21 protein-coding genes and 1 pseudogene are annotated in these 25,298 nt (G+C 48.9%); 15 read left to right on the top strand and 7 right to left on the bottom strand.

Translation table 11 applies throughout. The features are described 5' to 3' along the window. Positions 1–57: 57 nt before the first annotated feature. A complete protein-coding gene (gene pbpG, locus IE074_RS00285; protein WP_229793827.1) occupies positions 58–891 on the bottom strand; it encodes a D-alanyl-D-alanine endopeptidase in 834 nt (277 codons plus the stop codon). A gap of 395 nt (positions 892–1,286) precedes the next feature. On the opposite strand from pbpG, the gene purL reads away from it, so the two are divergent. Both purL and guaB read left to right on the top strand, forming a co-directional pair. Next, positions 1,287–5,330 (top strand): phosphoribosylformylglycinamidine synthase, encoded by a 4,044-nt coding sequence (gene purL, locus IE074_RS00280; RefSeq protein ID WP_189383448.1) that lies wholly within the window; start codon positions 1,287–1,289, stop codon positions 5,328–5,330. Between the two features lie 162 nt (positions 5,331–5,492). Further along, entirely contained in the window at positions 5,493–6,953 is a 1,461-nt protein-coding gene (gene guaB, locus IE074_RS00275; protein WP_189383447.1) for an IMP dehydrogenase, read from the top strand. A gap of 159 nt (positions 6,954–7,112) precedes the next feature. On the opposite strand, the gene IE074_RS00270 is transcribed toward guaB, so the two are convergent. Beyond that, positions 7,113–7,838: an alpha/beta fold hydrolase gene (locus tag IE074_RS00270; RefSeq protein ID WP_189383446.1), complete on the bottom strand. Its 726-nt coding sequence runs from the start codon at positions 7,836–7,838 to the stop codon at positions 7,113–7,115. 175 nt (positions 7,839–8,013) lie between these two features. Between IE074_RS00270 and guaA the strand changes: the two genes are divergently transcribed. Further along, positions 8,014–9,606, top strand: a complete 1,593-nt coding sequence (guaA, locus tag IE074_RS00265; RefSeq protein ID WP_189383445.1) for a glutamine-hydrolyzing GMP synthase — start codon at positions 8,014–8,016, stop codon at positions 9,604–9,606. A gap of 78 nt (positions 9,607–9,684) precedes the next feature. Beyond that, the gene (locus tag IE074_RS00260) at positions 9,685–10,395 is read left to right on the top strand and encodes a phosphoribosylaminoimidazolesuccinocarboxamide synthase (protein ID WP_189383444.1); all 711 of its coding nucleotides are present in this window, start codon (positions 9,685–9,687) and stop codon (positions 10,393–10,395) included. A gap of 20 nt (positions 10,396–10,415) precedes the next feature. Here the strand turns inward: IE074_RS00260 and IE074_RS00255 are convergent, their stop codons facing one another. Beyond that, entirely contained in the window at positions 10,416–11,309 is an 894-nt protein-coding gene (locus tag IE074_RS00255; protein WP_189383443.1) for a LysR family transcriptional regulator, read from the bottom strand. Positions 11,310–11,411: 102 nt separating this feature from the next. Between IE074_RS00255 and IE074_RS00250 the strand changes: the two genes are divergently transcribed. After that, positions 11,412–12,389 (top strand): DUF1852 domain-containing protein, encoded by a 978-nt coding sequence (locus tag IE074_RS00250; protein WP_189383442.1) that lies wholly within the window; start codon positions 11,412–11,414, stop codon positions 12,387–12,389. 32 nt (positions 12,390–12,421) lie between these two features. Next, positions 12,422–13,450 carry a methionine synthase gene (locus IE074_RS00245; protein WP_229793826.1) on the top strand — a complete coding sequence of 343 codons (1,029 nt, stop codon included), beginning with the start codon at positions 12,422–12,424 and terminating at the stop codon, positions 13,448–13,450. Between the two features lie 82 nt (positions 13,451–13,532). Here IE074_RS00245 and IE074_RS00240 read toward each other — a convergent pair whose 3' ends face one another. Then, entirely contained in the window at positions 13,533–13,886 is a 354-nt protein-coding gene (locus tag IE074_RS00240; RefSeq protein ID WP_189383440.1) for a DUF3147 family protein, read from the bottom strand. A 183-nt stretch (positions 13,887–14,069) separates the two neighbouring features. On the opposite strand from IE074_RS00240, the gene tadA reads away from it, so the two are divergent. The 4 genes from tadA to IE074_RS00220 all read left to right on the top strand — a co-directional run bounded on the left by tadA (position 14,070) and on the right by IE074_RS00220 (position 18,035). Next, positions 14,070–14,546: a tRNA adenosine(34) deaminase TadA gene (gene tadA, locus IE074_RS00235; protein WP_268247297.1), complete on the top strand. Its 477-nt coding sequence runs from the start codon at positions 14,070–14,072 to the stop codon at positions 14,544–14,546. Further along, positions 14,543–15,691 (top strand): LD-carboxypeptidase, encoded by a 1,149-nt coding sequence (locus tag IE074_RS00230; RefSeq protein WP_189383438.1) that lies wholly within the window; start codon positions 14,543–14,545, stop codon positions 15,689–15,691. Before tadA ends, IE074_RS00230 begins: the two co-directional genes overlap by 4 nt. Positions 15,692–15,834: 143 nt before the next feature. After that, complete coding sequence (locus IE074_RS00225) at positions 15,835–17,436, top strand: ABC-F family ATPase (protein ID WP_189383437.1); 1,602 nt, start codon at positions 15,835–15,837, stop codon at positions 17,434–17,436. Beyond that, positions 17,436–18,035 carry an IMPACT family protein gene (locus IE074_RS00220; RefSeq protein ID WP_189383436.1) on the top strand — a complete coding sequence of 200 codons (600 nt, stop codon included), beginning with the start codon at positions 17,436–17,438 and terminating at the stop codon, positions 18,033–18,035. Before IE074_RS00225 ends, IE074_RS00220 begins: the two co-directional genes overlap by 1 nt. Positions 18,036–18,106: 71 nt before the next feature. On the opposite strand, the gene trxA is transcribed toward IE074_RS00220, so the two are convergent. Together trxA and IE074_RS00210 are read right to left on the bottom strand one after the other, a co-directional pair. Further along, positions 18,107–18,493: a thioredoxin gene (gene trxA, locus IE074_RS00215; RefSeq protein WP_189383435.1), complete on the bottom strand. Its 387-nt coding sequence runs from the start codon at positions 18,491–18,493 to the stop codon at positions 18,107–18,109. Between the two features lie 200 nt (positions 18,494–18,693). Next, positions 18,694–19,983, bottom strand: coding sequence for an NCS2 family permease (locus IE074_RS00210; protein ID WP_189383434.1), 1,290 nt, complete (start codon positions 19,981–19,983; stop codon positions 18,694–18,696). Between the two features lie 219 nt (positions 19,984–20,202). Between IE074_RS00210 and tsaD the strand changes: the two are divergent. Further along, positions 20,203–21,200 (top strand): annotated as a pseudogene (tsaD, locus tag IE074_RS00205) (tRNA (adenosine(37)-N6)-threonylcarbamoyltransferase complex transferase subunit TsaD). Here the strand turns inward: tsaD and plsY are convergent. After that, positions 21,197–21,838: a glycerol-3-phosphate 1-O-acyltransferase PlsY gene (gene plsY / locus IE074_RS00200; protein WP_189383433.1), complete on the bottom strand. Its 642-nt coding sequence runs from the start codon at positions 21,836–21,838 to the stop codon at positions 21,197–21,199. The pseudogene tsaD and the gene plsY overlap by 4 nt on opposite strands. 237 nt (positions 21,839–22,075) lie before the next feature. On the opposite strand from plsY, the gene surE reads away from it, so the two are divergent. From surE to IE074_RS00180, 4 genes are all read left to right on the top strand, one after another. Next, positions 22,076–22,837, top strand: coding sequence for a 5'/3'-nucleotidase SurE (surE, locus tag IE074_RS00195; protein ID WP_189383432.1), 762 nt, complete (start codon positions 22,076–22,078; stop codon positions 22,835–22,837). 206 nt (positions 22,838–23,043) lie between these two features. After that, the gene (locus IE074_RS00190) at positions 23,044–23,694 is read left to right on the top strand and encodes a protein-L-isoaspartate(D-aspartate) O-methyltransferase (RefSeq protein WP_229793847.1); all 651 of its coding nucleotides are present in this window, start codon (positions 23,044–23,046) and stop codon (positions 23,692–23,694) included. 96 nt (positions 23,695–23,790) lie between these two features. After that, positions 23,791–24,459, top strand: a complete 669-nt coding sequence (locus tag IE074_RS00185; RefSeq protein WP_229793825.1) for a peptidoglycan DD-metalloendopeptidase family protein — start codon at positions 23,791–23,793, stop codon at positions 24,457–24,459. Between the two features lie 9 nt (positions 24,460–24,468). Next, positions 24,469–25,245: a 3'-5' exonuclease gene (locus IE074_RS00180; protein ID WP_189383429.1), complete on the top strand. Its 777-nt coding sequence runs from the start codon at positions 24,469–24,471 to the stop codon at positions 25,243–25,245. Positions 25,246–25,298: the final 53 nt, after the last annotated feature.

Raw genomic sequence — 25,298 nt, 5'->3', positions numbered from 1 at the left:
TTGTGGTTTTACAAATAAAAAATCCCCGATTTCTACCGGGGATTTTTTTATTTGAATTTACAGCAAGGTGGGGTAATCGCTTTGTACCAGGTGGCGTACCCGGACCGCATCGGCAAAACGGGTAAGACGTCCTTGTGAATTCAGTAACACAACGGCAACTGGCCGGCCATCCATTTGTGTTTTCATGACCAGGCAGTCGCCGGACTCTTTAATGTATCCGGTTTTTGAAATCTGGATTGTCCAGTTTGAGTTTCTCACAAGACGATTGGTGTTCTTGTATTTTTGTGTTTTTCCATTGCTGGTGACCACTTCATATTCATCACTGGTGGAAAGTTGGCGAATCAGTGGTTGTTCTGAAGTTGCCTGAATCAACCTTACCAGATCGCGGGGTGAGGAGACGTTCATGGGTGACAGGCCAGTGGGCTCTACAAAGCGGCTTCTGGTCATGCCAAGGGCACGGGCCTGTGCGTTCATTTCTCGCACAAAGGCTTCCATGCCACCCGGATAAGTGCGACCCAATGCATGGGCGGCCCGGTTTTCAGAGGACATGAGCGCAAGATGCAGCAATTCACGACGGGTAAGTGTGGTGCCAACACTAAGTCGTGAGCTGGAGTATTTGAAGCGATCGACATCGGCATCAACAATTTGAATTTGCTCATTCATGGGCAAATGTGCCTTGGCAATAACCAGAGCTGTCATGAGTTTGCTGATAGAGGCGATAGGTCGTATGGTGTCGCTGTTTTTGGAAAACAGCACCTCGTTCGAATTAAGGTCTACCACGAAGGCAACTTCCGATTTCAGGGAGGCGCCCGCATCGGCCAGGCCGGTTACATTTGGGCCGGAAACGGGCTTGCCGGGCGTTTGGGCATGAACCACGGGGGCCAGCTGCATGCTGAAGGCGCAAAAGGCCCCCAGGCACGCTGACAAGGTTTTGTTCAGGTATTTTCGCATAGTCAAGGATATATATAATTAGAATAGGGTTTTGTCAATTATAGAATTGAATATAAAAAAAGTATATATATTAAATAGTTAGCGGTTCTTTTTAAATTCATTGTTAAGAGATTTGGAATATTGGACTGGTTTGATTTATAAGACTTTTTTTATTATTGGCAGGAGGACGTGCTTACTTGTTAATTTGTAATTTTTTGTAATAGAAAGGTAAGGGCGTGGAAATTTTAAAAGACCGGCCAATATTTTTACCTGTATGGGTTTTTTCCAAGAGCCAATCGTCAAGGCAGGCTAAAATGGATGCTTTCCATCCAGCTTGTTTTTTTGTGAACAAAAACGTGTCTATTTACCAATTTATTCCCGGTTCTTCAGTGTTGTCTGCGTTTAAACGCGAACGTCTTCTTTCCAAAATGAAATCGGCGGGTATTCCCATTGCCAATCTGGTTGCCCGCTACGAGCACCACGTGCTCAGTGAGCAAACCCTCAGCGAAGCCGAACAGCAGCGCCTGAAGCAGTTGCTTGACTATGGCCGCCCTGTCAATGCCGAAGACATTCAGGATAAAAAAACAGTCAGTTTGCGTGTCTTGCCCCGCTTGGGAACCATTTCCCCATGGGCCAGCAAGGCGACTGATATCGCCCATAACTGCGGCTTGACTGGTATCAAAAGAATTGAACGGGGCATTGAGTACCTGTTGATTCCTGAAAAAGGCTTGCTGGGTAGCAAACAGTTTACCGAAGCCCAGCTTGGCAGCATAGCAGCCATGCTGCATGACCGCATGACTGAAACCGTGGTTGACATTGATTTTGACGGTCAGGCGCTGTTTAAGACGCTTGAAGGAAAACCTTTGCAAACCGTGCCTGTATTGGCGCAGGGCAAAGCAGCACTTGAAAAAGCCAATACCGAATTGGGTTTGGCCTTGTCCGAAGATGAAATTGATTATCTGGTTGATGCGTTTACGACGCTTGGTCGTGATCCTACTGATGTTGAATTGATGATGTTTGCCCAGGCCAACAGTGAGCATTGCCGCCACAAGATATTCAATGCCAAGTGGAAAATCAATGGCGAAGATAAAGAAAACACGCTGTTTGGCATGATTCGCCAGACCCATGCGGCCCAGCCTCTGGGTACCGTGGTTGCCTATTCCGACAACTCGGCCATTATGGAAGGTGGTGTTGCCCAGCGGTTCTATCCTGATACGGCACAAGCCGGTCCTGGCAAATACAGCTCGCATGAGCGTCTTACTCACGTTCTCATGAAAGTGGAAACCCACAACCACCCAACCGCTATTGCGCCGTTTCCCGGTGCCGCTACCGGGGCGGGCGGTGAAATTCGCGATGAGGGCGCGACCGGACGCGGTTCCAAACCCAAGGCTGGTCTTACCGGCTTTACGGTTTCCAATCTTCAGTTTGATGACGCCCCGGAAACCTGGGAAAAAGACTCCCATGGCGCACCAGACCGCATTGCGACACCACTGGATATAATGATAGATGGTCCTATTGGGGGTGCCGCTTTTAATAATGAATTTGGCCGTCCCAACTTGTTGGGGTATTTCCGGGTTTATGAGCAAACCGTTGCCGGAAAAAAATGGGGCTATCACAAGCCCATCATGCTGGCAGGGGGCCTGGGTGCCATCGATGCCAGTCAAACACATAAAAACCAAATTCCACCCGGAGCCCTGCTGGTTCAGCTGGGTGGCCCGGGCATGCGCATTGGTATGGGCGGCAGTGCAGCATCCAGTATGGGTGTGGGTGCCAATTCGGCCCAGCTTGATTTTGATTCCGTACAACGTGGCAATCCCGAGCTGGAGCGTCGGGCCCAGGAAGTCATTGATGCCTGTTGGCAGCAACTGGACAACAACCCCATTATCGCTATTCATGATGTGGGGGCGGGCGGCTTGTCCAATGCCTTCCCTGAACTGGTCAATGATGCGGGTCGGGGTGCCATTTTTGATCTTCAACGCGTGAATCTTGAAGAATCCGGCTTGTCTGCTGCCGAAATCTGGAGTAACGAGGCCCAGGAACGCTATGTGCTTTCCATTCTTCCCGAAGACCTGCCGCGTTTTGATGCGCTGGCTAAACGTGAACGTTGCCCGTATGCGGTGGTTGGCGTTGCTACTGAAGATCGTGTTCTGCGCGTCACCAACGGGGAAGGGCTTCCCGGTGAGGCCGGTACCACGTCGCTTGAAGCCGCTACCGAACTGCGTCCGGTCGATGTGCCCATTGATGTCATTCTGGGCAAACCGCCACGCATGTTCCGTGATGTCACCCGGGTTCAGTTAAGCGAGGAACCCATTGATGTAACCGGTCTTGATTTTGATACGGTTTGCCGCCAGGTGATGCGTCATCCCACCGTGGCCAATAAAACATTCCTGATTACCATTGGCGACCGTTCGGTAGGCGGTTTAAATGCCCGCGACCAAATGGTGGGGCCGTGGCAGGTGCCGGTGGCTGATTGTGCAGTTACGTTGGCTGATTACGAAGGCTATCGCGGTGAAGCCATGGCGCTGGGTGAACGTTCACCGCTGGCCATTATCAATGCACCTGCTTCAGGCCGCATGTCAATTGCTGAAGCCCTTACCAACCTTGCCGCTGCCGATGTCGCCAGAATTGAAGACATCAAGCTTTCCGCCAACTGGATGGCCGCTTGTGGGGTAGAGGGCCAGGATGCCGCCCTGTATGACACGGTTCAGGCAATTAGCGAGCTGTGCCAGCAGGTGGGTCTTTCCATTCCGGTTGGTAAAGACTCGCTGTCCATGCGTACCAGCTGGGAAGAGAACAACGAACAGAAACAGGTTGTATCACCCGTTTCCCTGGTGGTGACCGCTTTTGCACCGGTTAACGATGCGCGTCAAACCCTAACCCCTCAACTGGTTACCGATCAGGGCAATACCTCCCTGATTCTTATTGATCTGGGTTTTGGTAAAAACCGTCTGGGCGGTTCTGTTCTGTCAAATGTCATCAATCAGTACGGCAATGAAGTGCCCGATCTTGACGATCCCGAATTGCTGCGCAAGTTCTTTGTGACCATTCGCGCGCTGGCGCAAGATGGCACTATTCTTGCCTACCATGACCGCTCTGATGGCGGTTTGCTGGCAACAGTCAGTGAAATGGCCTTTGCCGGTCATACTGGCGTTTCCATCAATCTGGATATGCTAACCTTTGACCAGAATGTGGCCGACTGGGGAGATTACAAGATTCGTCCCGAACAGGTTGCCGTGCAGCGTGATGAAAGTACCATCAAGGCCTTGTTCAATGAAGAGGCCGGTGCCGTCATCCAGGTGCGCGCTTCTGATCGTGATGCCGTGTTGCAGGTGTTGCGTGCCGCCGGCCTGTCTTTGTGCTCTCATGTGATTGGCAGCCTGAATACCCATGATGAGATTGAGTTTTACCGTGACGGCAAGCGTATATTTGGTTTTGATCGTGCCGGGCTGGGTAAGGAATGGAGCGAAGTCAGCTACCAGATCATGAAGCGTCGTGATAATCCCGCCTGCGCCGTGGCCGAGCTTAGTGTATGGGATGACAAAACAGATCCGGGTTTCACGCCAAAAGTGAATTTTAATCCCCAGGAAAATATTGCCGCGCCTTTCATTAATACTGGCGCACGTCCCAAATTGGCTGTGTTGCGTGAGCAGGGTTGTAACAGTCATGTGGAAATGGCCTGGGCCTTTACCAAGGCCGGCTTTGATGCTTACGACATCCACATGACTGACTTGCTTGGCGGCAAAGCCAATCTGTCTGATGTGCAGGGTCTGGTTGCGGTGGGTGGCTTCAGTTATGGTGACGTGCTGGGTGCCGGTGAAGGTTGGGCTCGCACAATTCGCTTCAATGATAGGCTTTCTGAGCAGTTTGCAGCGTATTTTTCCCGTCCTGACGTTTTTGCCCTGGGTGTATGTAATGGCTGCCAAATGATGGCAACCCTTTCTTCCATGATCCCGGGTGCCGAGTACTGGCCAAAGTTTACGTATAACCAGTCTGCCAAATACGAAGCCCGCCTGACTATGGTGGAAATTGCCAAATCGCCATCCATTTTCTTTAAAGACATGGAAGGCGCGCAATTGCCCATTGCGGTTGCGCACGGAGAAGGTTATGCCAACTTCGCCGAGCAAGGCAACAAAGAAAAAGTGCTTGCTAGCGTACGTTATGTGAATAACTACGGCCAGATTACCGAAACTTATCCTGCAAACCCCAATGGCAGTCCTTACGGTTTGGCGGGTGTGACCACCGCAGATGGCCGCTTTAGCATCATGATGCCTCACCCCGAGCGGGTAACACGTAATGTCATGATGTCCTGGGCCCCCGAGTCCTGGGGTGTCAAGGATGACGGCGGTGATTACACGCCCTGGATGCGCATGTTCATGAACGCCAGGGTGGCTTTGGGCTAGGCTTGTTTTTCGCCTGACGGTCATGGCTGAAACGAATGCCCATTTGCCCAATTTGCAAGTCAATTGCGGGTTGGCAAATGGGTTTTTTTATGGCAATGTGCTCAATGGCTTGAGTGCATAATCCCTTAAGCGTATAATCTTGTTTTGCGCCCGGAGTCTTTCATGCGTTTAGTTCAAAAAGCGCTTACCTTTGACGATGTCTTATTGGTACCTGCGTATTCCAATGTGTTGCCACGCGACACCTCTCTAAAAACCAAGTTAACCCGTAATATCAGCCTGAATATTCCGCTTGTGTCGGCCGCCATGGATACCGTCACCGAGTCACGCCTGGCAATTGCCATGGCACAGGAAGGCGGCATTGGTATTATTCATAAAAACATGACGGCTGATGAACAGGCCCGTGAAGTGGCCCGTGTCAAGCGTCATGAATTTGGTATTGTTATCGACCCAATCACGGTAACGCCTACCATGACCGTTCGTGATGCCATTGCATTGCAAAAACAAAACGGTATTTCAGGCCTGCCTGTAGTTGAAAACGGCAAGCTGGTGGGTATTGTTACCAACCGTGACCTTCGTTTTGAAGACCGCTACGACGAACCTATCAAGAATGTCATGACACCACAAGAGCGTTTGGTGACCATGCGTGAAGGCAGTACGCTTGAAGAGGCCCAAACCTTAATGCATAAACACCGTCTGGAACGCGTGCTTATTGTTAACGACAATTTTGAATTGCGTGGTTTGGCGACCGTTAAGGATATTGTCAAAAACACTGAACACCCGTTTGCCTGCAAAGATGCCTTCGGTCAGTTGCGCGTTGGCGCTGCGGTGGGTGTAGGTGAAGGTACCGAAGAGCGAGTGGCCAAACTGGCTGCTGCCGGTGTTGACGTTATCATTGTGGATACTGCTCATGGCCACTCTCAAGGTGTGCTGGATCGTGTTCGTTGGGTCAAGCAAAACTACCCCAGGATTGATGTCATTGGTGGTAATATTGCCACGGCAGCAGCGGCTAAAGCACTGGCCGAGGCGGGTGCCGATGGCGTGAAAGTAGGTATTGGCCCCGGTTCAATTTGTACCACTCGTGTGGTGGCCGGTGTGGGTGTTCCGCAAATTACCGCCATTTCAGATGTGGCCAAAGCACTTGAAGGCACAGGTATTCCTTTAATTGCAGACGGCGGTATCCGTTATTCCGGAGACGTCTCCAAGGCCCTGGTTGCCGGCGCTTATGCCTGCATGATGGGTGGCATGTTTGCCGGTACCGAAGAAGCCCCTGGTGAGGTGGTTCTGTTCCAGGGCCGTTCTTACAAGTCTTATCGTGGCATGGGCAGTTTGGCTGCCATGGAGAAAGGCTCGGCAGACCGTTACTTCCAGGAAGCCTCCAACAACACTGATAAACTGGTTCCTGAAGGCATTGAAGGCCGCGTCCCTTACAAAGGCAGCGTGCTGGCCATTATTTACCAGTTGGTAGGCGGCATTCGTGCTTCCATGGGATATTGTGGTTGTGCCACCATTGATGATATGCGCAGCAAACCCGAGTTCGTTGAAATTACTTCTGCAGGTGTTCGCGAGTCTCACGTACATGATGTGCAAATTACCAAAGAAGCACCTAACTACCGTGCTGATTAAGCGCGTTTAAGACTGGTTAAGTCCGGTATTGTCGTTAAGGCAAAAACCCTTCCGTCATTTTTTCGGAAGGGTTTTTTATTGCTTGCGACCAGTCAATGCGAGTTTCCAAGGATGAATAACCCGTGTCCGAATACTGTGTCTCAAGGAAGCGTGGCTGGCTTAAAATGAAAGCAGTAAATCAGCCAGCAAGTGTGGATGGGTAAAGGGGGCAGCGTGAGAGGTGGGTAATTTCACGATGCTCCAGCCTTGCTGTTTTTTGGCCAGCGTATGTGACTGGGCAACCGGGTCATAAACCGGATTGGTGCATTTGTAATAGGTAACCGGTAAATAATTGCCAAGCGGGTGATGCAGTTCCAGCTTGCTGGCGTAGGTGCCAATGGGGTGGGGCGTAAGCAGGCCGGCAATGGTTTTTGTCGTGCTTTCGTCATCGGGGTAACCCAGCAATACCGGTCTTGGTGCCGGCAGGGCCAGGCCATTGCATTGAGTCGCAGCAATGTTTTTCAGCTTTTCAACCGCTTTTTCGGGCAAGGTGTCAAAAGCGGATTGACCGTTTTCAAGCAGAAAACTGTCCAGGAAAATCAATTGCCGGATGTGTTCGGGAATCCTGTCGGCTACCCCGCTTATCACCAGGCCACCAAAGCTGTGGCCCAGCAATACCACATCGTTAAGGTTTTCCCATTTAAACAGGTTAACGATATCGGTAATAAAGGTGTCAAGATTAATGCGTTCACTGAGCAGGTGGGACTTTTCACCTAAACCGGTAAGGGTGGGCGTGTATACCCGGTGGCCCTGCTGGCGCAAGTGTTGTGCCAGTGTTTGCCACACCCAGCCGCCGTGCCAGGCGCCATGTACCAATACAAATGTTGTTGGGGTAAGTTCTGTCATGTTGTCTCCTGTTACGGGTATTTATTTGTTTTTTTAGGAAAAGAAGCGCGAAAGGGCGTATATAAATGTGTTTGCAGGACAAAATACATTCATTTCACAATGGACAATACATTATAATTTACGCTTTATCCTGTCTGTGCTTTTGGCACAAATTGCTACATTTAATGGTCTTTATATGCATCAACGTATTTTAATTCTTGATTATGGTTCTCAGGTAACGCAGCTTATTGCGCGCCGTGTTCGTGAAGCGGGTGTTTACTGTGAAATTCATCCTGGTGATGTATCTGAAGCATTCCTTAAAGAACAGCAGTCACAGGGTCTTAAAGGTATTATTCTTTCTGGCAGCCACTCTTCTGCGTATGATGAAAGCTCATTGAAAGTGCCCGCACCGGTTTTTGAACTGGGTGTGCCTGTGCTGGGTATTTGTTATGGCATGCAAGCCATGGCCATGCAGCTGGGTGGCAAGGTAAGCTGGTCAGATCATCGTGAATTCGGCTATGCCGAGGTACGTGCCCACGGTCATACCGCTTTGCTCAAAGGCATTCAGGATTTTGAAACTCCCGAAGGTCATGGCATGCTGAAAGTCTGGATGAGCCACGGTGACAAGGTGACCGAATTGCCAGAAGGGTTCAAGCTGATGGCCTCTACACCTTCTTGCCCAATCGCCGGCATGGCCGACGAAAAGCGTCACTTCTATGGTGTCCAGTTTCACCCTGAAGTCACCCATACGGTTAAAGGGCAGGCATTGCTCAGCCGTTTTGTGGTGGATATCTGTGGTTGTGAGGGTGACTGGAACATGCCCGATTACGTTACTGAAGCGGTTGCCCGAATTCGTGAACAGGTGGGCAATGATGAGGTCATTCTGGGTTTGTCAGGTGGGGTTGATTCTTCGGTTGCCGCGGCGCTTATTCATAAGGCAATTGGTGATAAATTAACCTGCGTGTTTGTAGACCATGGTTTGCTGCGCCTGAATGAAGGCAAGCAGGTCATGGAAGTGCTTCATGAAAACCTTGGCGTGAATATTGTTCATGTTAATGCTGAAGCGAAATTCATGGGCGAGCTGGAGGGGGTTGCCGACCCGGAAGCCAAACGTAAAATTATTGGCCGTGAGTTTGTTGAAGTCTTCCAGGAAGAAGCTGGCAAGCGCAAAGATGCAAAATGGCTGGCGCAGGGTACCATTTACCCTGACGTGATTGAGTCAGCTGCCTCTAAAACCGGTAAAGCGGTTGCCATTAAATCGCACCATAATGTAGGTGGCTTGCCTGAAACCCTTAATTTACAATTACTTGAGCCTTTGCGCGAATTGTTTAAAGATGAAGTGCGTGAATTGGGTATCGCACTGGGCTTGCCGCATCATATGGTTTACCGTCATCCATTCCCCGGACCTGGTCTGGGGGTTCGTATCCTGGGTGCGGTTAAACAGGAATATGCCGATTTATTGCGTCGCGCCGATGCGATCTTTATTGAAGAGTTGCGTAACACCATAGACCCCGAAACGGGTCGTAGCTGGTATGACCTGACTTCACAGGCCTTTGCCGTATTCCTGCCAGTCAAATCGGTAGGAGTGATGGGTGATGGCCGTACGTATGATTACGTTGTAGCCTTGCGTGCGGTACAAACCTCAGACTTCATGACAGCAGACTGGGCACCGTTGCCTTACTCCTTGCTGGCCAAGGTTTCCGGACGCATTATTAACGAAGTGCGCGGTATTAACCGTGTTGTTTATGACGTGTCCAGCAAACCGCCTGCTACGATCGAGTGGGAATAAGTTGCAGGGGTGGGGTGCCAGGTGGGCGCACTGCCTCTCTTCCAAAATGAGCTATTGAAACCATCAACGAGTAAACACATGAATACCAGCGAAAAAATTTATTCAGGCAAGACCAAAGACTTGTACGCCCAGTCAAACGGTAACATCCTCCTCGTCTTCAAAGACGACGTCACTGGCGATAATGGCATCATCGATCCGGGTGCCAATACGGTTATTGGCAAGGTCGAAGGCAAGGGCCGCAAATCCCTCGCCATGACCGATTATTTCTTCAAACGCCTTCATGCCGCCAACATCCCCACCCATTTTGTAAATGCCGACCTTGAAAAGGGCACCATGGAGGTTCGCCACGCCGAGCCACTGGGCAAGAGCATCAGCGGTGCGGGCGGTCTTGAGTTCGTTTGCCGTACCCGACCCTGGGGCAGCTTCCTGCGCCGTTACCAGCAGTACATTCCCGATGTGGATGCCAATTTGGACTATCTGGTTGAGATCACTGTCAAAGATGATGAACGCGGTGATCCACTGATTAACGATGACACCCTCGTGGCCCTGGGTCTTGTCAGTCCTGCTCATCTTGAGCATGCCAAGGAACTCACTCGCCGCGTGTGTCGCATTGTTGAAGCCGACCTGCGCGAAAAGGGTCTTACCCTGGTCGACATGAAAATTGAAATCGGACTGGTTGACGGCGAAGTCGTGGTCATCGATGAAGTCTCGGCCGATGCCATGCGCGTCATGGACGAAAACGGCAAGGTGCTGGATCACGGCACGGTCTATGAAAGCCTGATCCGCTAGGACGGTGCGAGGTGGCTGGCCTATGAATTGATAAGGGGGCCCTGGGCCAGCACTAAAAATGCCTGTATATAATCAATCGCGGTATCCGTTTCACGCAGTCCCACGAAAATCTGCTTGGCAATGCCATCGGGCCCCAATCTTACCGGTACTATGGGCAGTTTGTCGGCATACTCTTCAACCAGCCAGCGAGGCAATGCGGTTACCCCGCGACCGCTGGCCACCATCTGCAACATAATGTCTGTGGTTTCAATGGTTTTGTGTCGCTTGGGTGCGATGCCTGCCGGTAACAGAAACTGGTTGTAAATGTCCAGGCGTTCAACGTCTACCGGGTAGCTGATCAAGACTTCCCGGGTAAGGTGATGAGGTTTGACATAGGTGGCTTTTGCAAGCGCATGGTTCTTGGCAACAACCAGTACCTGTTCATAGTCGAACACGGGCTCAAATTTCAGGCCGGGTCTGTAAAGCGGGTCGGGGGTGACGAGCAAATCAATCTCATAACCAAAAAGTGCTCCCAGGCCACCAAACTGAAATTTCTGTTTCACATCTACATCAACATCGGGCCAGGCACTCAGATAAGGCGAGACGATTTTTAGCAGCCATTGATAGCACGGGTGACATTCCATGCCAATGCGCAGGGAACCCCGTTCTCCTTGTGCGAACTGGTGCAGGCGCTCTTCAGCCAGATCCAGCTGCGGCAGCACGCGATTGGCGACGGCCAGCAGATATTGCCCTGCCTGGGTAAGTTGCAGGCTGCGGCCTTCGCGTCGCCAGATATCGGTGCCCAATTGCTGCTCCAGCTTTTTCATGCTGTGGCTAAGTGCCGACTGGGTAACATGCAGCACATCTGCAGCTGCGGTCATGGAGCCTTGTTTTTCAACTTGCTGCACAATGGATAAATGGATACGTTCCAACATGATTTATGATTAATGTTCATGGGTTAATGAAATAAGACCATTTTACTTCATATAAGTACTTTCCTACAATGACAGTTATTAAAACTGGAGTGACGGATTACGATGAGTAAAGCATTTGTATTTAGTATTAAACGTATTTGTTTTGATGAAAACTATCATCCTGCAGAAAATACACGTATTACCACCAATTTTGCCAATTTGGCCAGAGGCGAGAGGCGGCAGCAGAATTTGCGCAATACCTTAAGGATGATTGATAATCGCTTCAATGAGTTGGCCGATTGGGATAACCCTGAAGGAAACCGTTATTCGGTTGAGCTTGAGATTATTTCAGTTGATGTGGATATTGAAGGTAAGGGAGTTCCCTTTCCTGTGATTGAAATATTAAAAACCAATATTGTTGATCAAAAAGATCATAAACGTATCGAAGGCATTGTAGGGAATAATTTTTCTTCTTATGTGCGAGACTATGATTTTAGTGTATTGCTGCCGGCACACAATAAGGATAAAAATGAATTCAGTCTTCCGGACGGTTTTGGGGATTTACACGGAAAATTGTTTCAATGTTTCGTAAATTCAAAAGCATACAAGGAAAATTTTAAGAAACCACCGGTGATATGCTTAAGCGTCGCAAGCAGCAAGCGCTATTACCGGACTGAAAACCGTCATCCTGTATTGGGTGTTGAGTACCGGCAGAGTGAATGTTCTCCAACCGATCAATATTTTGAAAAAATGGGGATGCGGGTTCGTTACTTTATGCCTGAAAACAGTGTTGCACCTTTGGCCTTTTATTTTTGTGGTGATTTGCTTAATGATTATACGAATCTTGAGCTGATTGGTACCATCAGCACGATGGAAACGTTCCAGAAGATTTACCGGCCTGAAATTTATAATGCTAATTCTGCGGCAGGCAAATGCTATCAACCACGTTTAACGAATTCCGATTACTCATTAACCCAAATTGTGTATGACCGGGAAGAACGCAGCCAATTGGCGATTGAGCAGGGCAGGCTGACGGAAACGCATTTCATGAAGCCCTATAAAACCACGCTTGAACAATGGGCAGCCGCTTACGCGCTTTAATTCGCTTTAATTAATTAACCAAGATATTGATGATGAAAAAATTATTACCCACATCCACGGCCGGCAGTTTACCCAAACCCTCCTGGCTTGCACAACCCGAAACACTTTGGTCTGACTGGCGATTACAGGGTGAGCAATTGATTGAAGGCAAACAAGATGCTTTACGTTTGTCATTGCAAGAACAGGAAACAGCCGGTATTGATATTATTAGTGATGGCGAACAAACCCGCCAGCATTTTGTGACCACGTTTATTGAACACCTTAGCGGCGTTGATTTTGAAAAAAGGGAGACCGTGAGAATTCGTGATCGCTATGATGCGAGTGTACCGACGGTAGTGGGGGCGGTGGCTCGCACAAAGCCTGTTTTTGTTGAAGATGCCAAATTTTTACGTCAGCACACCAGGCAGCCTATCAAGTGGGCGTTGCCGGGTCCTATGACCATGATTGACACGCTGTATGACAACCATTATAAAAGCCGTGAAAAACTGGCCTGGGAGTTTGCCAAAATCCTTAATCAGGAAGCCAAAGAATTAGAGGCTGCCGGTGTCGACATCATCCAGTTTGACGAGCCTGCATTTAATGTTTTCTTTGATGATGTGAATGATTGGGGTATTGCCACCCTTGAAAGGGCCATTGAAGGACTGAAATGTGAAACTGCCGTGCATATTTGCTATGGTTACGGCATTAAAGCCAATACGGATTGGAAAAAAACATTGGGCTCGGAGTGGCGCCAATATGAAGAATCTTTTCCGAAGCTGCAAAAATCCAAAGTGGATATCATCTCGCTGGAATGCCATAACTCCCGCGTTCCCATGGATCTCATCGAGCTTATCAGGGGCAAGAAAGTGATGGTGGGGGCCATTGATGTGGCAAGCAATATCATCGAAACGCCAGAAGAGGTTGCCAAGACCCTGCGAAAGGCGCTTCAGTTTGTGGATGCTGACAAACTTTATCCTTGTACCAATTGCGGAATGGCGCCTTTATCCCGTGAGGTGGCAAGAGGCAAGTTGCATGCCTTAAGTGCCGGTGCGGAAATCGTTCGTAAAGAACTTTCCATTTAGCGAGGGGCTGGCCGCTCCCATGCAGGAACGTGGGAGCGAGGTATTGGTTGCAAGCGTCTTCTGATTGAATGCTTGCCTGTGATTATCCTATCAGATCAACGCCAAAAACCATCAGGAGCCGGGTAAATACTGCAAAACACACGATGGTCAATAATACCGATGCAATAATGGCTCCCCAGAAACCAAATTTGCCGAGAAACCAGGGGAACGCGATAAACATAGGCAACGTTGGGATCACATACCAAAATGTGTAATAGGCATGGTTGGCTATTTTTTCGGTACCTTGTTTTTCGAAATACAGCCAGAACAGGGTTAGTAATGTAACCAGTGGCAATGATGCCACCAGACTGCCCAAGCGGTCACTTCGCTTGGCCACTTCAGAAATCAGAACGACCAAACCGGCTGTCACCAGATACTTTGTTACGATCCACAACATCAGTTAATCCTTAAAAACCTCGAACTAAACATAAATCATAAATGATAGGCAAATAATAAAAATCGCAAGTAGGCTATTTTCATGATTTCCCGGTGTTTTTCGTACTCGTTCACATGTTCCTGCGTGGGAACGCAGAAAAGTATAGAATTTATGCTTCTATTACATAGCATGGAGTGACTCCGGGTGTCATTGGCAGACAGGCATGAAAAGTTCATGCAAATGGCTTTACAACAGGCGCAGCTGGCATACGATTGCGCAGAAGTGCCGGTGGGGGCGGTGGTGGTTAATAGTGCGGGTGAGGTTATTGGCAAAGGTTATAACCGCACCATTATTGACTCTGATCCCACTGCGCATGCGGAAATTGTTGCCTTGCGTCAGGCGGCGGCTCATGAGCAGAATTATCGTTTGCCTGACCTGACTGTTTATGTAACACTTGAGCCTTGCGTCATGTGCATTGGAGCATTAACGCATGCAAGGATCGCCCATGTGGTTTATGGTGCCTCCGATCCAAAAACAGGGGCCTGTGGCAGTGTGTTGTGCATTCAGGCCAATAAAAAAATCAATCATCATACAAGAATTACGTCGGGTGTTTTGGAGCAGGCGTGCGCAGAAAAACTGCGCCATTTTTTCAGGGAACGCAGGAAAGGATCAAAATTATGAACGCAAGTGCAGAACATCACAACAAGAAAGACAAAACCCAGGAAGAAATTGAACGTTTAAACGATGTGCAGATTTTGCTGGATGAGGCCGATGACGTACCCGTGCCCATTTCTGTCTACGAAGACCCGATTGATTTGTACCTGCTTTCTCCATCAGGTGCCTTGCAAGATCCGGGCAAGCTGGCGCTGGCTGAAAAACGGCTGACTAAAATGGGCTTCAAGGTCAAAGTAGACAAAGCGGCAGATGCCAGGGACTTGCGTTTTGCCGGCACCGATAAACAAAGGGCCCATGCGTTTTCCCGTGCGGCTAAAGACAGCAGCACGGTAGTGATGGCTACCCGTGGCGGATATGGTATTAGCCGGATCTTGCACCAGATTGATTGGAAATTGCTTGAAAACAACCCCAAGAAATATATCGGTTACAGTGACTTTACCGCTTTCAACCTGGCACTGCTGGCAAAAACCGGCTTAAGCAGTTATACCGGACCTGCCGCGGTATCCGATTTTGGCAATAAAAAAATAGATGACCTGACTGCTGAGATTTTTGTGGAAAGCATGCGTGGCGAGCTGGAAATTTTAAGTTTTGAATCTCCTGGCTCAGATGCTGTCGATGCAAGGGGAACGCTTTGGGGTGGTAACCTGGCCATGCTTGCATCACTGGTAGGTACACCTTATTTGCCCAAGATCAAAAACGGCATTCTGTTTTTTGAAGATGTGGGTGAGCATCCTTACAGAGTTGAGCGGATGTTGACGCATTTGTTGCATGCCGGTATTTTACAAAAGCAGAAAGCCATTGTACTGGGACATATTACCGATTACAAATTAACCGAAAACGATAACGGCTACGATATGCCCCATGTGATCAAGTGGCTTAAAGAGCAGGTGAATGTGCCGGTTGTGTATGGTCTGCCTTATGGTCATGGTGATGTCAGGGTCACGTTGCCGATTGGTAAAAAAGTGGGGGTTGCCACGGAAGACGGTATGGCTTATTTGGTACTCGATGAGCACGACCACGCTGATGAACCAGAGTACGCTCATGGTAGTAGTGGTGAGCAAGGGCATTTTCACGAAGGTGTGCACTTGCATATACATGATGAGCCTAAGCCTTCCAGTAAGGAAAAAACCGGAAAAAAGAAGAAAAAATAATCATCAATTATTGAAAAAAGGCCTTGTTTTCAATAATTAAGGCCTTATTTTGTTAAAATTGGCTTCATATCCAACTTTGAAATGTCTTTTCCTCCTGGAAAAGGCATTTTTCTTTGCAAGCAACTCTTTCATTAAAATTTATCGTGATCTCTACAGCAAATCTTACCATCCAGTTCGGACCCAAACCCCTGTTTGAAAATGTCAGTGTTAAATTCGGTGGAGGCAACCGTTATGGCCTAATCGGTGCCAATGGCTCCGGTAAATCCACGTTCATGAAAATCATTGGGGGCGACCTTGAGGCGAGCTCTGGTAATGTTTCGCTGGATCCTGGTGTACGCTTGGGTAAATTGCGTCAGGATCAATTTGCCTACGAAGAAATTCGCGTGCTGGATGTGGTCATGATGGGCCACCTTGAAATGTGGGAAGCCATGAGCCAGCGTGATGCCATTTACGCCAATCTTGAAGCCACCGATGATGATTACATGCGTGCTGCCGAGCTGGAAGCCAAGTTTGCCGAATACGATGGCTATACGGCAGAGGCCCGTGCGGGTGAATTGTTGCTGGGGCTGGAAATTCCCGTTGAACAGCATACTCTGCCCATGAAGGAAATTGCACCGGGCTGGAAGCTGCGGGTGTTGCTTGCGCAAGCCCTGTTTTCCAACCCCGATGTCCTGCTGCTTGACGAACCTACCAACAACCTGGATATCAATACCATTCGCTGGCTAGAGGGTGTGCTTAACGGTTACCAAAGCACCATGATCATCATCAGTCACGACCGTCACTTCCTGAACCAGGTCTGTACCCATATGGCTGACCTCGATTATGGTGAAATCCGTATTTATCCGGGCAATTATGACGATTACATGCTGGCCTCTACCCAGGCCCGTGAAAGGCTGGTCAGCGACAACGCAAAGGCCAAAGAGCGCGTTACCGAGTTGCAAGACTTTGTGCGTCGTTTTGCCGCCAATAAATCCAAGTCCCGCCAGGCCACTTCGCGCCTGAAGCAAATTGACCGTATCAAGTCGGAAACCGTTGAAGTCAAACCTTCATCACGCCAGAACCCCTACATCAGGTTTGAGCAGGAGAAAGTCCTGCATCGCCTGGCAGTAACGGTTGATAAAGTCAGCAAGGCTTTTGATGAGCCGGTTATTAATAATTTTTCGGCCATGATAGAAGCGGGCCAGAAAATTGCCATTATTGGTGCCAATGGCGTGGGTAAAACAACACTATTAAGAATGTTTGCCGCCGATCTGCAACCTGATAGCGGTACCGTTAAATGGTCTGAAAATGCCGATATTGGCTACATGGCCCAAGACGTTTCCGACTATTTTCAGACAGACATTAATGTGTTTGACTGGATGGGGCAGTACCGCAAGCCGGGCGATGAAGACCAGGCAATCCGCTCGGTCTTGGGGCGTTTGCTGTTTTCCGCCGATGATATTGTCAAACAGGTCAAGGTTTTGTCAGGGGGTGAGAAAAACCGTATGACATTCGGTCGCCTAATGCTTGGACGGCATAATGTGCTGCTGTTAGACGAACCCACCAATCACCTGGATATGGAATCCATCGAATCGTTGCAGTTTGCACTTGAAAAATACGCGGGCACGCTAATCTTTGTTTCGCATGACCGTGAATTCGTGTCAGGCCTGGCTAATCGTATTATTGAAATCATGCCAAATGGCGAGATTATTGATTACCAGGGTGGTTACGAGGACTACCTGGCTTCACGTGGCATTGAGGGTTAATGAAGACACTGTCTGGGTCATTCTCATTTGAAGAAGATATTAAAAAAAGCCGTTTTATTGCGCATGCAATGCCGGTTTCTTCTTCAGAAGAGGCGCTTGGTTTTTTCTCCCGGCTGCATGCGCCCGAGGCAACGCACAATTGCTGGGCTTTCAAAGTAGGCCAAAACTATCGTTTTAATGACGATGGAGAGCCAGGCGGGACAGCCGGGCGGCCTATTTTGCAAGCCATAGAAGGGCAGGACCTGACCAATGTCGCGGTCTTGGTTATTCGATATTTTGGCGGTATCAAACTTGGTACGGGTGGTTTGGTACGAGCCTATGGGGGGTGTGCGGCCAAATGCCTGCGCCAGGCACCTCAGATTGAGATTATAGAAACGAAAACCGTGATTTGTTCTTGTCTGTTTTCGGAAATGGCCCTGGTCAAGTCACGCATTGCCCAGACTGAAGCCAATATTGTTGATGAAATATATACGGATACGGGTATTACCATGACCCTTGAAATACCCTTGAGGCAAATTGAACCCCTTGAGCAGGTTTTCGTTAACCTGACCAAGGGCAGGGGGCAGTGGTATTTTCCTGATGAAATAGGGCAGCCTTAAAGTAATAAGGTCTGTTACTGCGATTGCCATCCGTCTTCTTTGCCAAGTCAGGTGGCAAAGGTCAGGCAAGATCAGGCCTGGTTTTGTTCGTCGGATTTGGCTTGTGCGGTAGCTATTTCCTGGTGCACTTTTTCCATATCAATTTCCTGGATTTTGGTTAGCAGTTCATCCAGTTGACTGGGTGACAGTGCGCCTGCCTGTGAAAACATCAGGACTTTTTCACGAAAAACCATCAAGGTCGGGATAGAGCGGATTCTTAGTGCGCCAGCCAATTCCTGTTCTTCTTCGGTATTGATTTTGGCAAATTCAATGTTCGTGAATTTTTCAGAGGCCTTTTCAAAAACCGGTGCAAATTGACGGCAAGGGCCACACCAGGGTGCCCAGAAATCAATAATAAGGGTGTTATCGTCTTTGATGGCAGACTCAAAGGTTGCCTGGGTTAATTCTTTAATGGCCATGATGAGTGATCCTGAAGTTAAACCTGTATAGTAACTGTAAATGTGGGCCAAGGGCATTTAATTAAAGTTGAATTTTTTTATCGCTTCCATAGCTAAACGATTAAGGCAGCACTGCAGGCTTGCAATGCCAGCTTTGTTTTGCAAATGGAGCGATATGCCGTTGGCCAGAATATAGCGTTAACGCCTGTTAAAACGTTTGTTTATTCCAGAACAAACCGGATAATAAACAACGCGGCAACAATAACGCTGGCAATATGCAGTTCTTTCATCCTGCCCGTTCCTATTTTCATGACGACATAGCTGATAAAGCCAAAAGCAATGCCTTCGGCGATGGAGTATGTAAAGGGCATGATAATAGCGGTTAAAGAAGCGGGAATGGCTTCGGTAACATCGGTCCACTCCACTTCGGTCAGGTCCCTGACCATTAGGCCAGCGACATAAAGCAGGGCAGGTGCGGTTGCATAAGCGGGCACTACGCTGGCCAGTGGCGCAAAGAACAGGCATAGCAGGAACAAAATGCCAATGACCAGGGCAGTCATTCCAGTACGGCCACCTGCCTGCACACCTGCGGCGCTTTCCACAAAGGCAGTGGTGCTGCTGGTGCCAATTAGTGAGCCGGCCAAAATGGCACTGCTATCGGCAAACAGGGCGCGGCCCAGTTTGTTGGGTTTTCCTTCAGGTAACAGGTTGGCCCGTTTTGCCACGCCAATCAGGGTACCGGTAGCGTCAAAAACCTCTACCAGTACAAATACCAAAATAACGTTGAGGAAACCATGGTTCAGCACGCCGGCAATATCAAGCTGCAGAAAAGTGGGCGCAACGCTGGGTGGCATGGAAACAATATCTGAAATGGGTGGGCTATAACCCAGGATGGCCGATAAGACAGTAATGGCCAGAATGCCGATCAAAATAGCACCCTTGATTTTCATTGCATCCAGAACGGCAATAATAAAGAACCCCAGGATGGCCAGCAATACCGTGGGTGAGCTTAAATCCCCCTGGGAAACCAGGGTGGCATCATTAGCGACTACAATACCGGCCGATTTAAGGGCAATCAGGGCCAGAAACAGACCAATGCCCGCAACAATCGCAGCCCTGAGCGACTTGGGAATGCCTTCAATAAGCCATTTTCTCAAGCCGGAAGCTGAAAGAATCAGGAAAATCACGCCCGATACGAAGACGGCACCAAGGGCCTGTTGCCATGTATAGCCCAGGGCACCCACCACTCCGAATGCAAAAAAAGCATTCAGTCCCATGCCTGGTGCCATGCCGATGGGCCAGTTGGCCAAAAACGCCATGATGAAGCAACCCAGGGCTGCTGCCAGGCAAGTGGCCACAAATACGGCACCTTTGTCCATCCCGGTGGTCGCCAGGATTTCTGGATTGACAAAGATAATATAGGCCATGGTCAGGAAAGTGGTAACACCTGCCAGAACCTCGGTTCGGGCATCGGTTGAATGTTCCCGTAGCTTAAACAGTGACTCAAGCATGGGCATTACTCCTATTTAATGTAGAACAACGTGTAAAATACGTACTTTAACGTACACGGTGTATCCTTCATAAATAAAAAGGCGTCTGGTTTGGGTATTTACACACTTGCGTCTTTAATAAGCAACACAATGATTTTGTCGGGCACCAGGGATTGTGCCGCAAGAAAGTTGCTGCCAGCGTTCCATTTGGCATAAAACGGCTGTTTTTAATTTGAAATAATGAATATTATCGGTTTTGAAAGTTCCTGTGATGAAACAGGCGTGGCAATTGTCAACACTGAAACGGGTTTGCTGGCGCATGCCTTGCATAGCCAGATTGCAATGCACCAGGCTTACGGTGGAGTGGTGCCCGAGCTGGCCTCACGTGACCATATCCGGCGCGTCTTGCCTTTAACCCGTGAAGTCCTTGAGAAATCAGGTTTAACCACCAAGGATATCAATGCGGTTGCCTACACGGCCGGCCCCGGTCTTGCCGGTGCTTTGCTGGTTGGCGCATCGGTGGCACAGGCTTTTGCCTGGACACATAGTTTGCCCGCCATTCCCATCCATCACCTTGAGGGACATTTGCTTTCGCCCATGCTGGCTGATGAGGTTCCCGAGTTTCCTTTCGTGGCCTTGCTGGTTTCTGGTGGGCATACACAAATTATGCGGGTAAATGGAGTTGGGCGGTATGAACTGTTAGGTTTGACAAATCGGCCAAGCTTATGGGCTTGCCTTATCCGGGTGGGCCTGCGCTTTCCAGACTGGCCGAAAAGGGTGATCCTGCCGCTTATGCCTTGCCGCGTCCCATGATGCATAGCCCTGATCTTGATTTCAGTTTCAGTGGTCTGAAAACAGCGGTGTTAACGACGCTGCGCAAGATAGAGCAAGCGGGTCCTTTGAGTGAGCAGGATAGGGCAAACCTGGCTGCCTCGGCGCAACAGGCTATTGTGGATGTGCTGGGCTATAAGGTCATTAAGGCCATGAAACAAACCAGGCTTAAAAGACTGGTGGTGGCGGGGGGTGTGGGGGCAAACAGCCAATTGCGCAGTTATTTGCGTAGTGAAATGGCCAAACAAGGTGGGCAGGTGTTCTTCCCGCCACTGGCTCTGTGTACTGATAATGGTGCCATGATTGCACATGCCGCCGCAGAACGGGTAAAGGCGGGGCTGGTTGATATAAGCAGCAGTGCTTATACATTTAGCGTAAGGCCCCGTTGGGACCTTTCCGAGGTTTAGTGACGGTGCTTGTTTTTTTGGCCCAGCCTGGTTTCAGTTCCTGCCAGCAGGTTGGCAATGTTTTTCTTGTGCTTGTAAATAAGCATGATTGAAATAAGGCAAATAACCCAAAATATTTCAGGAAGTTTATGCCAGGCAATCTGGTCGCCAGCATAGTAGTAAAAAGGTGCGAAAATGGCGGCAATAATGGCTGCCAGCGAAGAGTACCTGAAAAATACCGCAATGATAATCCAGGTTGCCAGGGTGGCCATGGCAAGCCAGGGCTGGATGGCAAGCAGGATGCCGATGGCGGTTGCCACGCCTTTTCCACCCTTGAATTTAAGGAAGACAGAATACAAGTGTCCAAGGAAAACAGCCAATGCAACCAGAGCAATACCGGTTACGGTAAGGTTAAGTTCCGGTGCAAACTTAATGGCAAGGTATACTGCCAGCCATCCCTTGAAAGCATCACCGGCAAGAGTAAGTGCGGCGGCCAGTTTGTTGCCGGTCCTGAGTACATTGGTGGCACCCGGGTTACCTGAGCCAAATGTTCTTGGATCTTTCAGGCCAAATAATTTACTGGTAATAATGGCAAAAGGGACTGACCCTGCCAGGTAGGCTAAAATAATGGCAAGAATGCCAGCCAGTATGGTGTTCATCGGGATTCCTTCTTTTTATCAAGTGCAGATTATAAACAGGAAAGTTTTTGTTTTTAAGTCGCGAAGTGATTTTTTTGGATAATATCTGCAAGATGTAATTCAAACAAGTTCATTCGGGGTATATTGTTTTAAAATGCAATAAGCTGATTATAAAAATAATGAGTAAGTCAACTTTTATTCTGGGGTTGAAGTTTTCCAACCCATCATTTATTGGGTTTTTTTTCTGGTTTGGAACATATGAAGCGAATTTTAGTCTCTAATGATGATGGATATAACGCAAAAGGCGTTGAGTTACTGGCAGAGGCGTTACGATCGTTCGCGGAAGTCATTGTCATTGCACCAGAAACCAATCATAGCGGTGCTTCCAATTCACTAACACTAACTCGCCCGTTAACCGTGCGGCAGGCGGCCAATGGTTATTACTACGTTAATGGTACGCCCTCCGACTGTGTGCATATTGCCTTGACAGGCATCCTCAAGCATAAACCTGATCTGGTGGTTTCAGGTATTAACAATGGCGCCAATCTTGGTGAAGATACGCTGTATTCAGGCACGGTTGCGGCTGCCACCGAAGGGTATCTGTTCGGAATTCCTTCCATCGCTTTTTCCCTTACCGAGCGCAACTGGCCCTATCTTGAAGCTGCTGTTGAAATAGCGGCTTATATTGTCAGGCATCAGCTGGAGCAGCCTCGCCAGGCCCCTTGCCTGCTTAGTGTGAACATTCCGCCCTTGCCAAAGCACGAGCCTGAAAATATCCGGGTTGCCCGTCTGGGACGCCGCCATCCCTCTCAGCCGGTTATTGAAGCAACCAATCCCAGTGGCGAAACCATTTACTGGATTGGCCCTACCGGTGAAGTGGCCGATGCCGGCAGTGATACCGATTTTGGCATTATCAACCAGGGAAAAATATCAGTTACACCTTTGCGGCTTGACTTGACGCACTATGACGAGTTAGGCATTACCCATGATTGGCTGGAGGGTTTATGCGTAAACCCATAGACGATCTTGTGGTTTATGGTAATAAAAATGTAAGAGAGGTTAAAAAAACCTCATCATTCGGTCCGCTAGCGGTAAATAAAATTAAAATTACCCCAACCAATAGCAATACAAGGATTTTGTCGGGTGCCCAGTCTTTTTCTTACGGGCAAAGTGGTATTGCCAGTCAGCTTAAGCCGGGCGTGGCGGGTGGCACAACAGGAGGTCCCATGAATCTCGGATTGAATTCTGATAGATTGCGACACCAGATGGTCACGCGCCTGAAGCAAAAAGGCATCACGGACATGCGGGTATTGGCGGCCATGCAGGCGGTACCCCGGCATATATTTGTTGATCAGGGGTTGGCCAGCAGGGCATATGAAGATGCCGCGTTGCCAATTGGGTTTTCCCAAACCATTTCCCAGCCCTGGATTATTTCCAGAATGCTGTCTATTGTGTGCGAGGACAGAAACCCGAAAAAAGTGATGGAAATTGGTACGGGCTGTGGTTATCAGGCTGCGGTAATGGCTCACCTGTTTCCTGTTGTTTACAGCATAGAGCGAATAAAAGGCCTTTATGACATGGCGCGCGAGCATTTACGTGATTTGCGACTGGTTTCCAAAGTCAGCCTTACATTCGGAGACGGTATGCTTGGGTTGCCGGCTTACGCGCCCTTCGATGCCATTGTCATCGCGGCTGCCGGCATGGAAATCCCGGGCGTATTGTTATCTCAGCTTAGTGTGGGGGGCAGGTTGATTGCCCCTGAAGGCACCAGCAATCAAAGACTGGTTCTTATAGAAAGAACCGGACAAGACACTTGGGATCGAACTGAACTTGAGGCAGTGCGCTTCGTTCCGTTACGGTCAGGTATACAATCTTAGTTGGAGAATTTTTGCCTTAATTATTTAATTGGCAAACTGGATATTATGAATATGCATTCGTTCAGAAGAAAGTCATTGTTATTGGGTACCGTGTTCATGGCAGCAGTACTTGCTGGTTGTGGCGGTACAGGTAAGGCACCGGTGTCCAGCCTTGGCGGTGGTGGTGCCTCTGCAGGGCAATATGTAGTGCAAAGAGGCGATACGCTTTACAGTATTTCACGCAGGTATAACGTGAGTGTTGCCCAACTGAAATCACTGAATAATATATCAGATCCCTCTCAACTCGAGGTGGGGCAACGTTTGCGTATTTCATCTTCAAGTGTGGCAAGCAGTTCAGGCAATACCGCCAATGCGCCTTCTGCCGGAAGTGTATCAACATCGGCACCCAAGGCCAGTGATGCGGGCCTGGTTTCCTGGATGTGGCCACTCAAGGGTAATATTATCACCGGCTATTCCAGTTCAACCCGTGGCATAGATATTGCGGGTAATGTGGGTGATCCGGTTTATGCGGCAGCATCAGGAACTGTTTCTTATGTAGGTAACGGTTTGCGTGGTTTGGGTAATCTTATCCTGATATCACATGGCAATGGTTTTATTACCGCTTATGCACATAACAGCAAGTTGCTGGTTAAAGACAAGCAAAGGGTGGGTAAAGGTGAAAAAATTGCTGAAGTCGGTCAGTCTGACACCACTTCACCTCGATTGCATTTTGAAATCCGCCGTAATGGTCAGCCGGTCAACCCCTTGTCTTATTTGCCAAAATAAAGTTTGTTTATGCTTCCTACCCTTGTTTTTGACCTTGAAACCATTCCCGATGCACAGGGACTCCGTAGCCTGAATGGCTGGGAGCCGGATATGCCCGATACCGAAGTTATTGAGCGTGCCACGGACATCAGGATAGCGCAAACCGGTTCTGATTTTTTCCCCCTGCATTTGCAAAAAATTGCCGTGATTGGCTGTGTTTTTCGTGATGATAACGGGTTCAGGGTTAAAACATTGGGCAAGCCAGACGATGATGAGGCAGCGCTTATTAACGGTTTTTTTAAAACCATCGAACGTTATACGCCACGGCTGGTTAGCTGGAATGGCAATGGTTTTGATCTGCCCGTCTTGCATTACCGAAGCCTGATTCACGGTATTCAGGCGAACCGGTATTGGGATATGGGTGAAGAAGATCGCGATTTTAAATATAATAATTACATTAGTCGCTATCACACCCGTCATATAGATTTAATGGATTTACTGGCCAAGTATAACGGCCGTGCCAACGCGCCATTAGACCAACTGGCCAAACTTTGCGGTTTTCCTGGCAAGCTGGGTATGGATGGCGGGCAGGTTTGGCCGGCCTGGCAAGCGGGTAAAGCCGATGAGGTGAGAGCCTATTGCGAGACCGATGTCGTGAATACCTGGCTGGTTTATTGCCGTTTCCGTTTTATGCGCGGAGAAATAGACCAAATTGCCTATGATCGTGAGGTGGAGCTGGTTCGGCAGACTCTTGAGGAAATCAATGCCCCGCATTGGCAGGAATATCTGGCTGCCTGGAGTAAATAAAGAAAAAACAGGCAAAAACGGGGTGCAGATATAATAAACTTTCGTTTCTCCAG

This window comes from Advenella faeciporci (assembly GCF_014652395.1).
Lineage (GTDB): Bacteria > Pseudomonadota > Gammaproteobacteria > Burkholderiales > Burkholderiaceae_B > Advenella > Advenella faeciporci.
The sequence above is the reverse complement of the archived record's forward strand: the minus strand, read 5'-3'. Positions and strand labels throughout refer to the sequence as shown.

What these genes read in the sequence shown, in the direction of transcription:
- pbpG (WP_229793827.1), bottom strand. Translation starts at nt 891, where the DNA reads ATGCAGCTGGCCCCCGTGGTTCATGCCCAAACGCCCGGCAAGCCCGTT.
- guaB (WP_189383447.1), top strand. Translation starts at nt 5,493, where the DNA reads ATGCGTTTAGTTCAAAAAGCGCTTACCTTTGACGATGTCTTATTGGTA.
- IE074_RS00270 (WP_189383446.1), bottom strand. Translation starts at nt 7,838, where the DNA reads ATGACAGAACTTACCCCAACAACATTTGTATTGGTACATGGCGCCTGG.
- guaA (WP_189383445.1), top strand. Translation starts at nt 8,014, where the DNA reads ATGCATCAACGTATTTTAATTCTTGATTATGGTTCTCAGGTAACGCAG.
- IE074_RS00260 (WP_189383444.1), top strand. Translation starts at nt 9,685, where the DNA reads ATGAATACCAGCGAAAAAATTTATTCAGGCAAGACCAAAGACTTGTAC.
- IE074_RS00255 (WP_189383443.1), bottom strand. Translation starts at nt 11,309, where the DNA reads ATGTTGGAACGTATCCATTTATCCATTGTGCAGCAAGTTGAAAAACAA.
- IE074_RS00250 (WP_189383442.1), top strand. Translation starts at nt 11,412, where the DNA reads ATGAGTAAAGCATTTGTATTTAGTATTAAACGTATTTGTTTTGATGAA.
- IE074_RS00245 (WP_229793826.1), top strand. Translation starts at nt 12,422, where the DNA reads ATGAAAAAATTATTACCCACATCCACGGCCGGCAGTTTACCCAAACCC.
- IE074_RS00240 (WP_189383440.1), bottom strand. Translation starts at nt 13,886, where the DNA reads ATGTTGTGGATCGTAACAAAGTATCTGGTGACAGCCGGTTTGGTCGTT.
- IE074_RS00230 (WP_189383438.1), top strand. Translation starts at nt 14,543, where the DNA reads ATGAACGCAAGTGCAGAACATCACAACAAGAAAGACAAAACCCAGGAA.
- IE074_RS00220 (WP_189383436.1), top strand. Translation starts at nt 17,436, where the DNA reads ATGAAGACACTGTCTGGGTCATTCTCATTTGAAGAAGATATTAAAAAA.
- trxA (WP_189383435.1), bottom strand. Translation starts at nt 18,493, where the DNA reads ATGGCCATTAAAGAATTAACCCAGGCAACCTTTGAGTCTGCCATCAAA.
- IE074_RS00210 (WP_189383434.1), bottom strand. Translation starts at nt 19,983, where the DNA reads ATGCTTGAGTCACTGTTTAAGCTACGGGAACATTCAACCGATGCCCGA.
- plsY (WP_189383433.1), bottom strand. Translation starts at nt 21,838, where the DNA reads ATGAACACCATACTGGCTGGCATTCTTGCCATTATTTTAGCCTACCTG.
- surE (WP_189383432.1), top strand. Translation starts at nt 22,076, where the DNA reads ATGAAGCGAATTTTAGTCTCTAATGATGATGGATATAACGCAAAAGGC.
- IE074_RS00190 (WP_229793847.1), top strand. Translation starts at nt 23,044, where the DNA reads ATGAATCTCGGATTGAATTCTGATAGATTGCGACACCAGATGGTCACG.
- IE074_RS00185 (WP_229793825.1), top strand. Translation starts at nt 23,791, where the DNA reads ATGGCAGCAGTACTTGCTGGTTGTGGCGGTACAGGTAAGGCACCGGTG.
- IE074_RS00180 (WP_189383429.1), top strand. Translation starts at nt 24,469, where the DNA reads ATGCTTCCTACCCTTGTTTTTGACCTTGAAACCATTCCCGATGCACAG.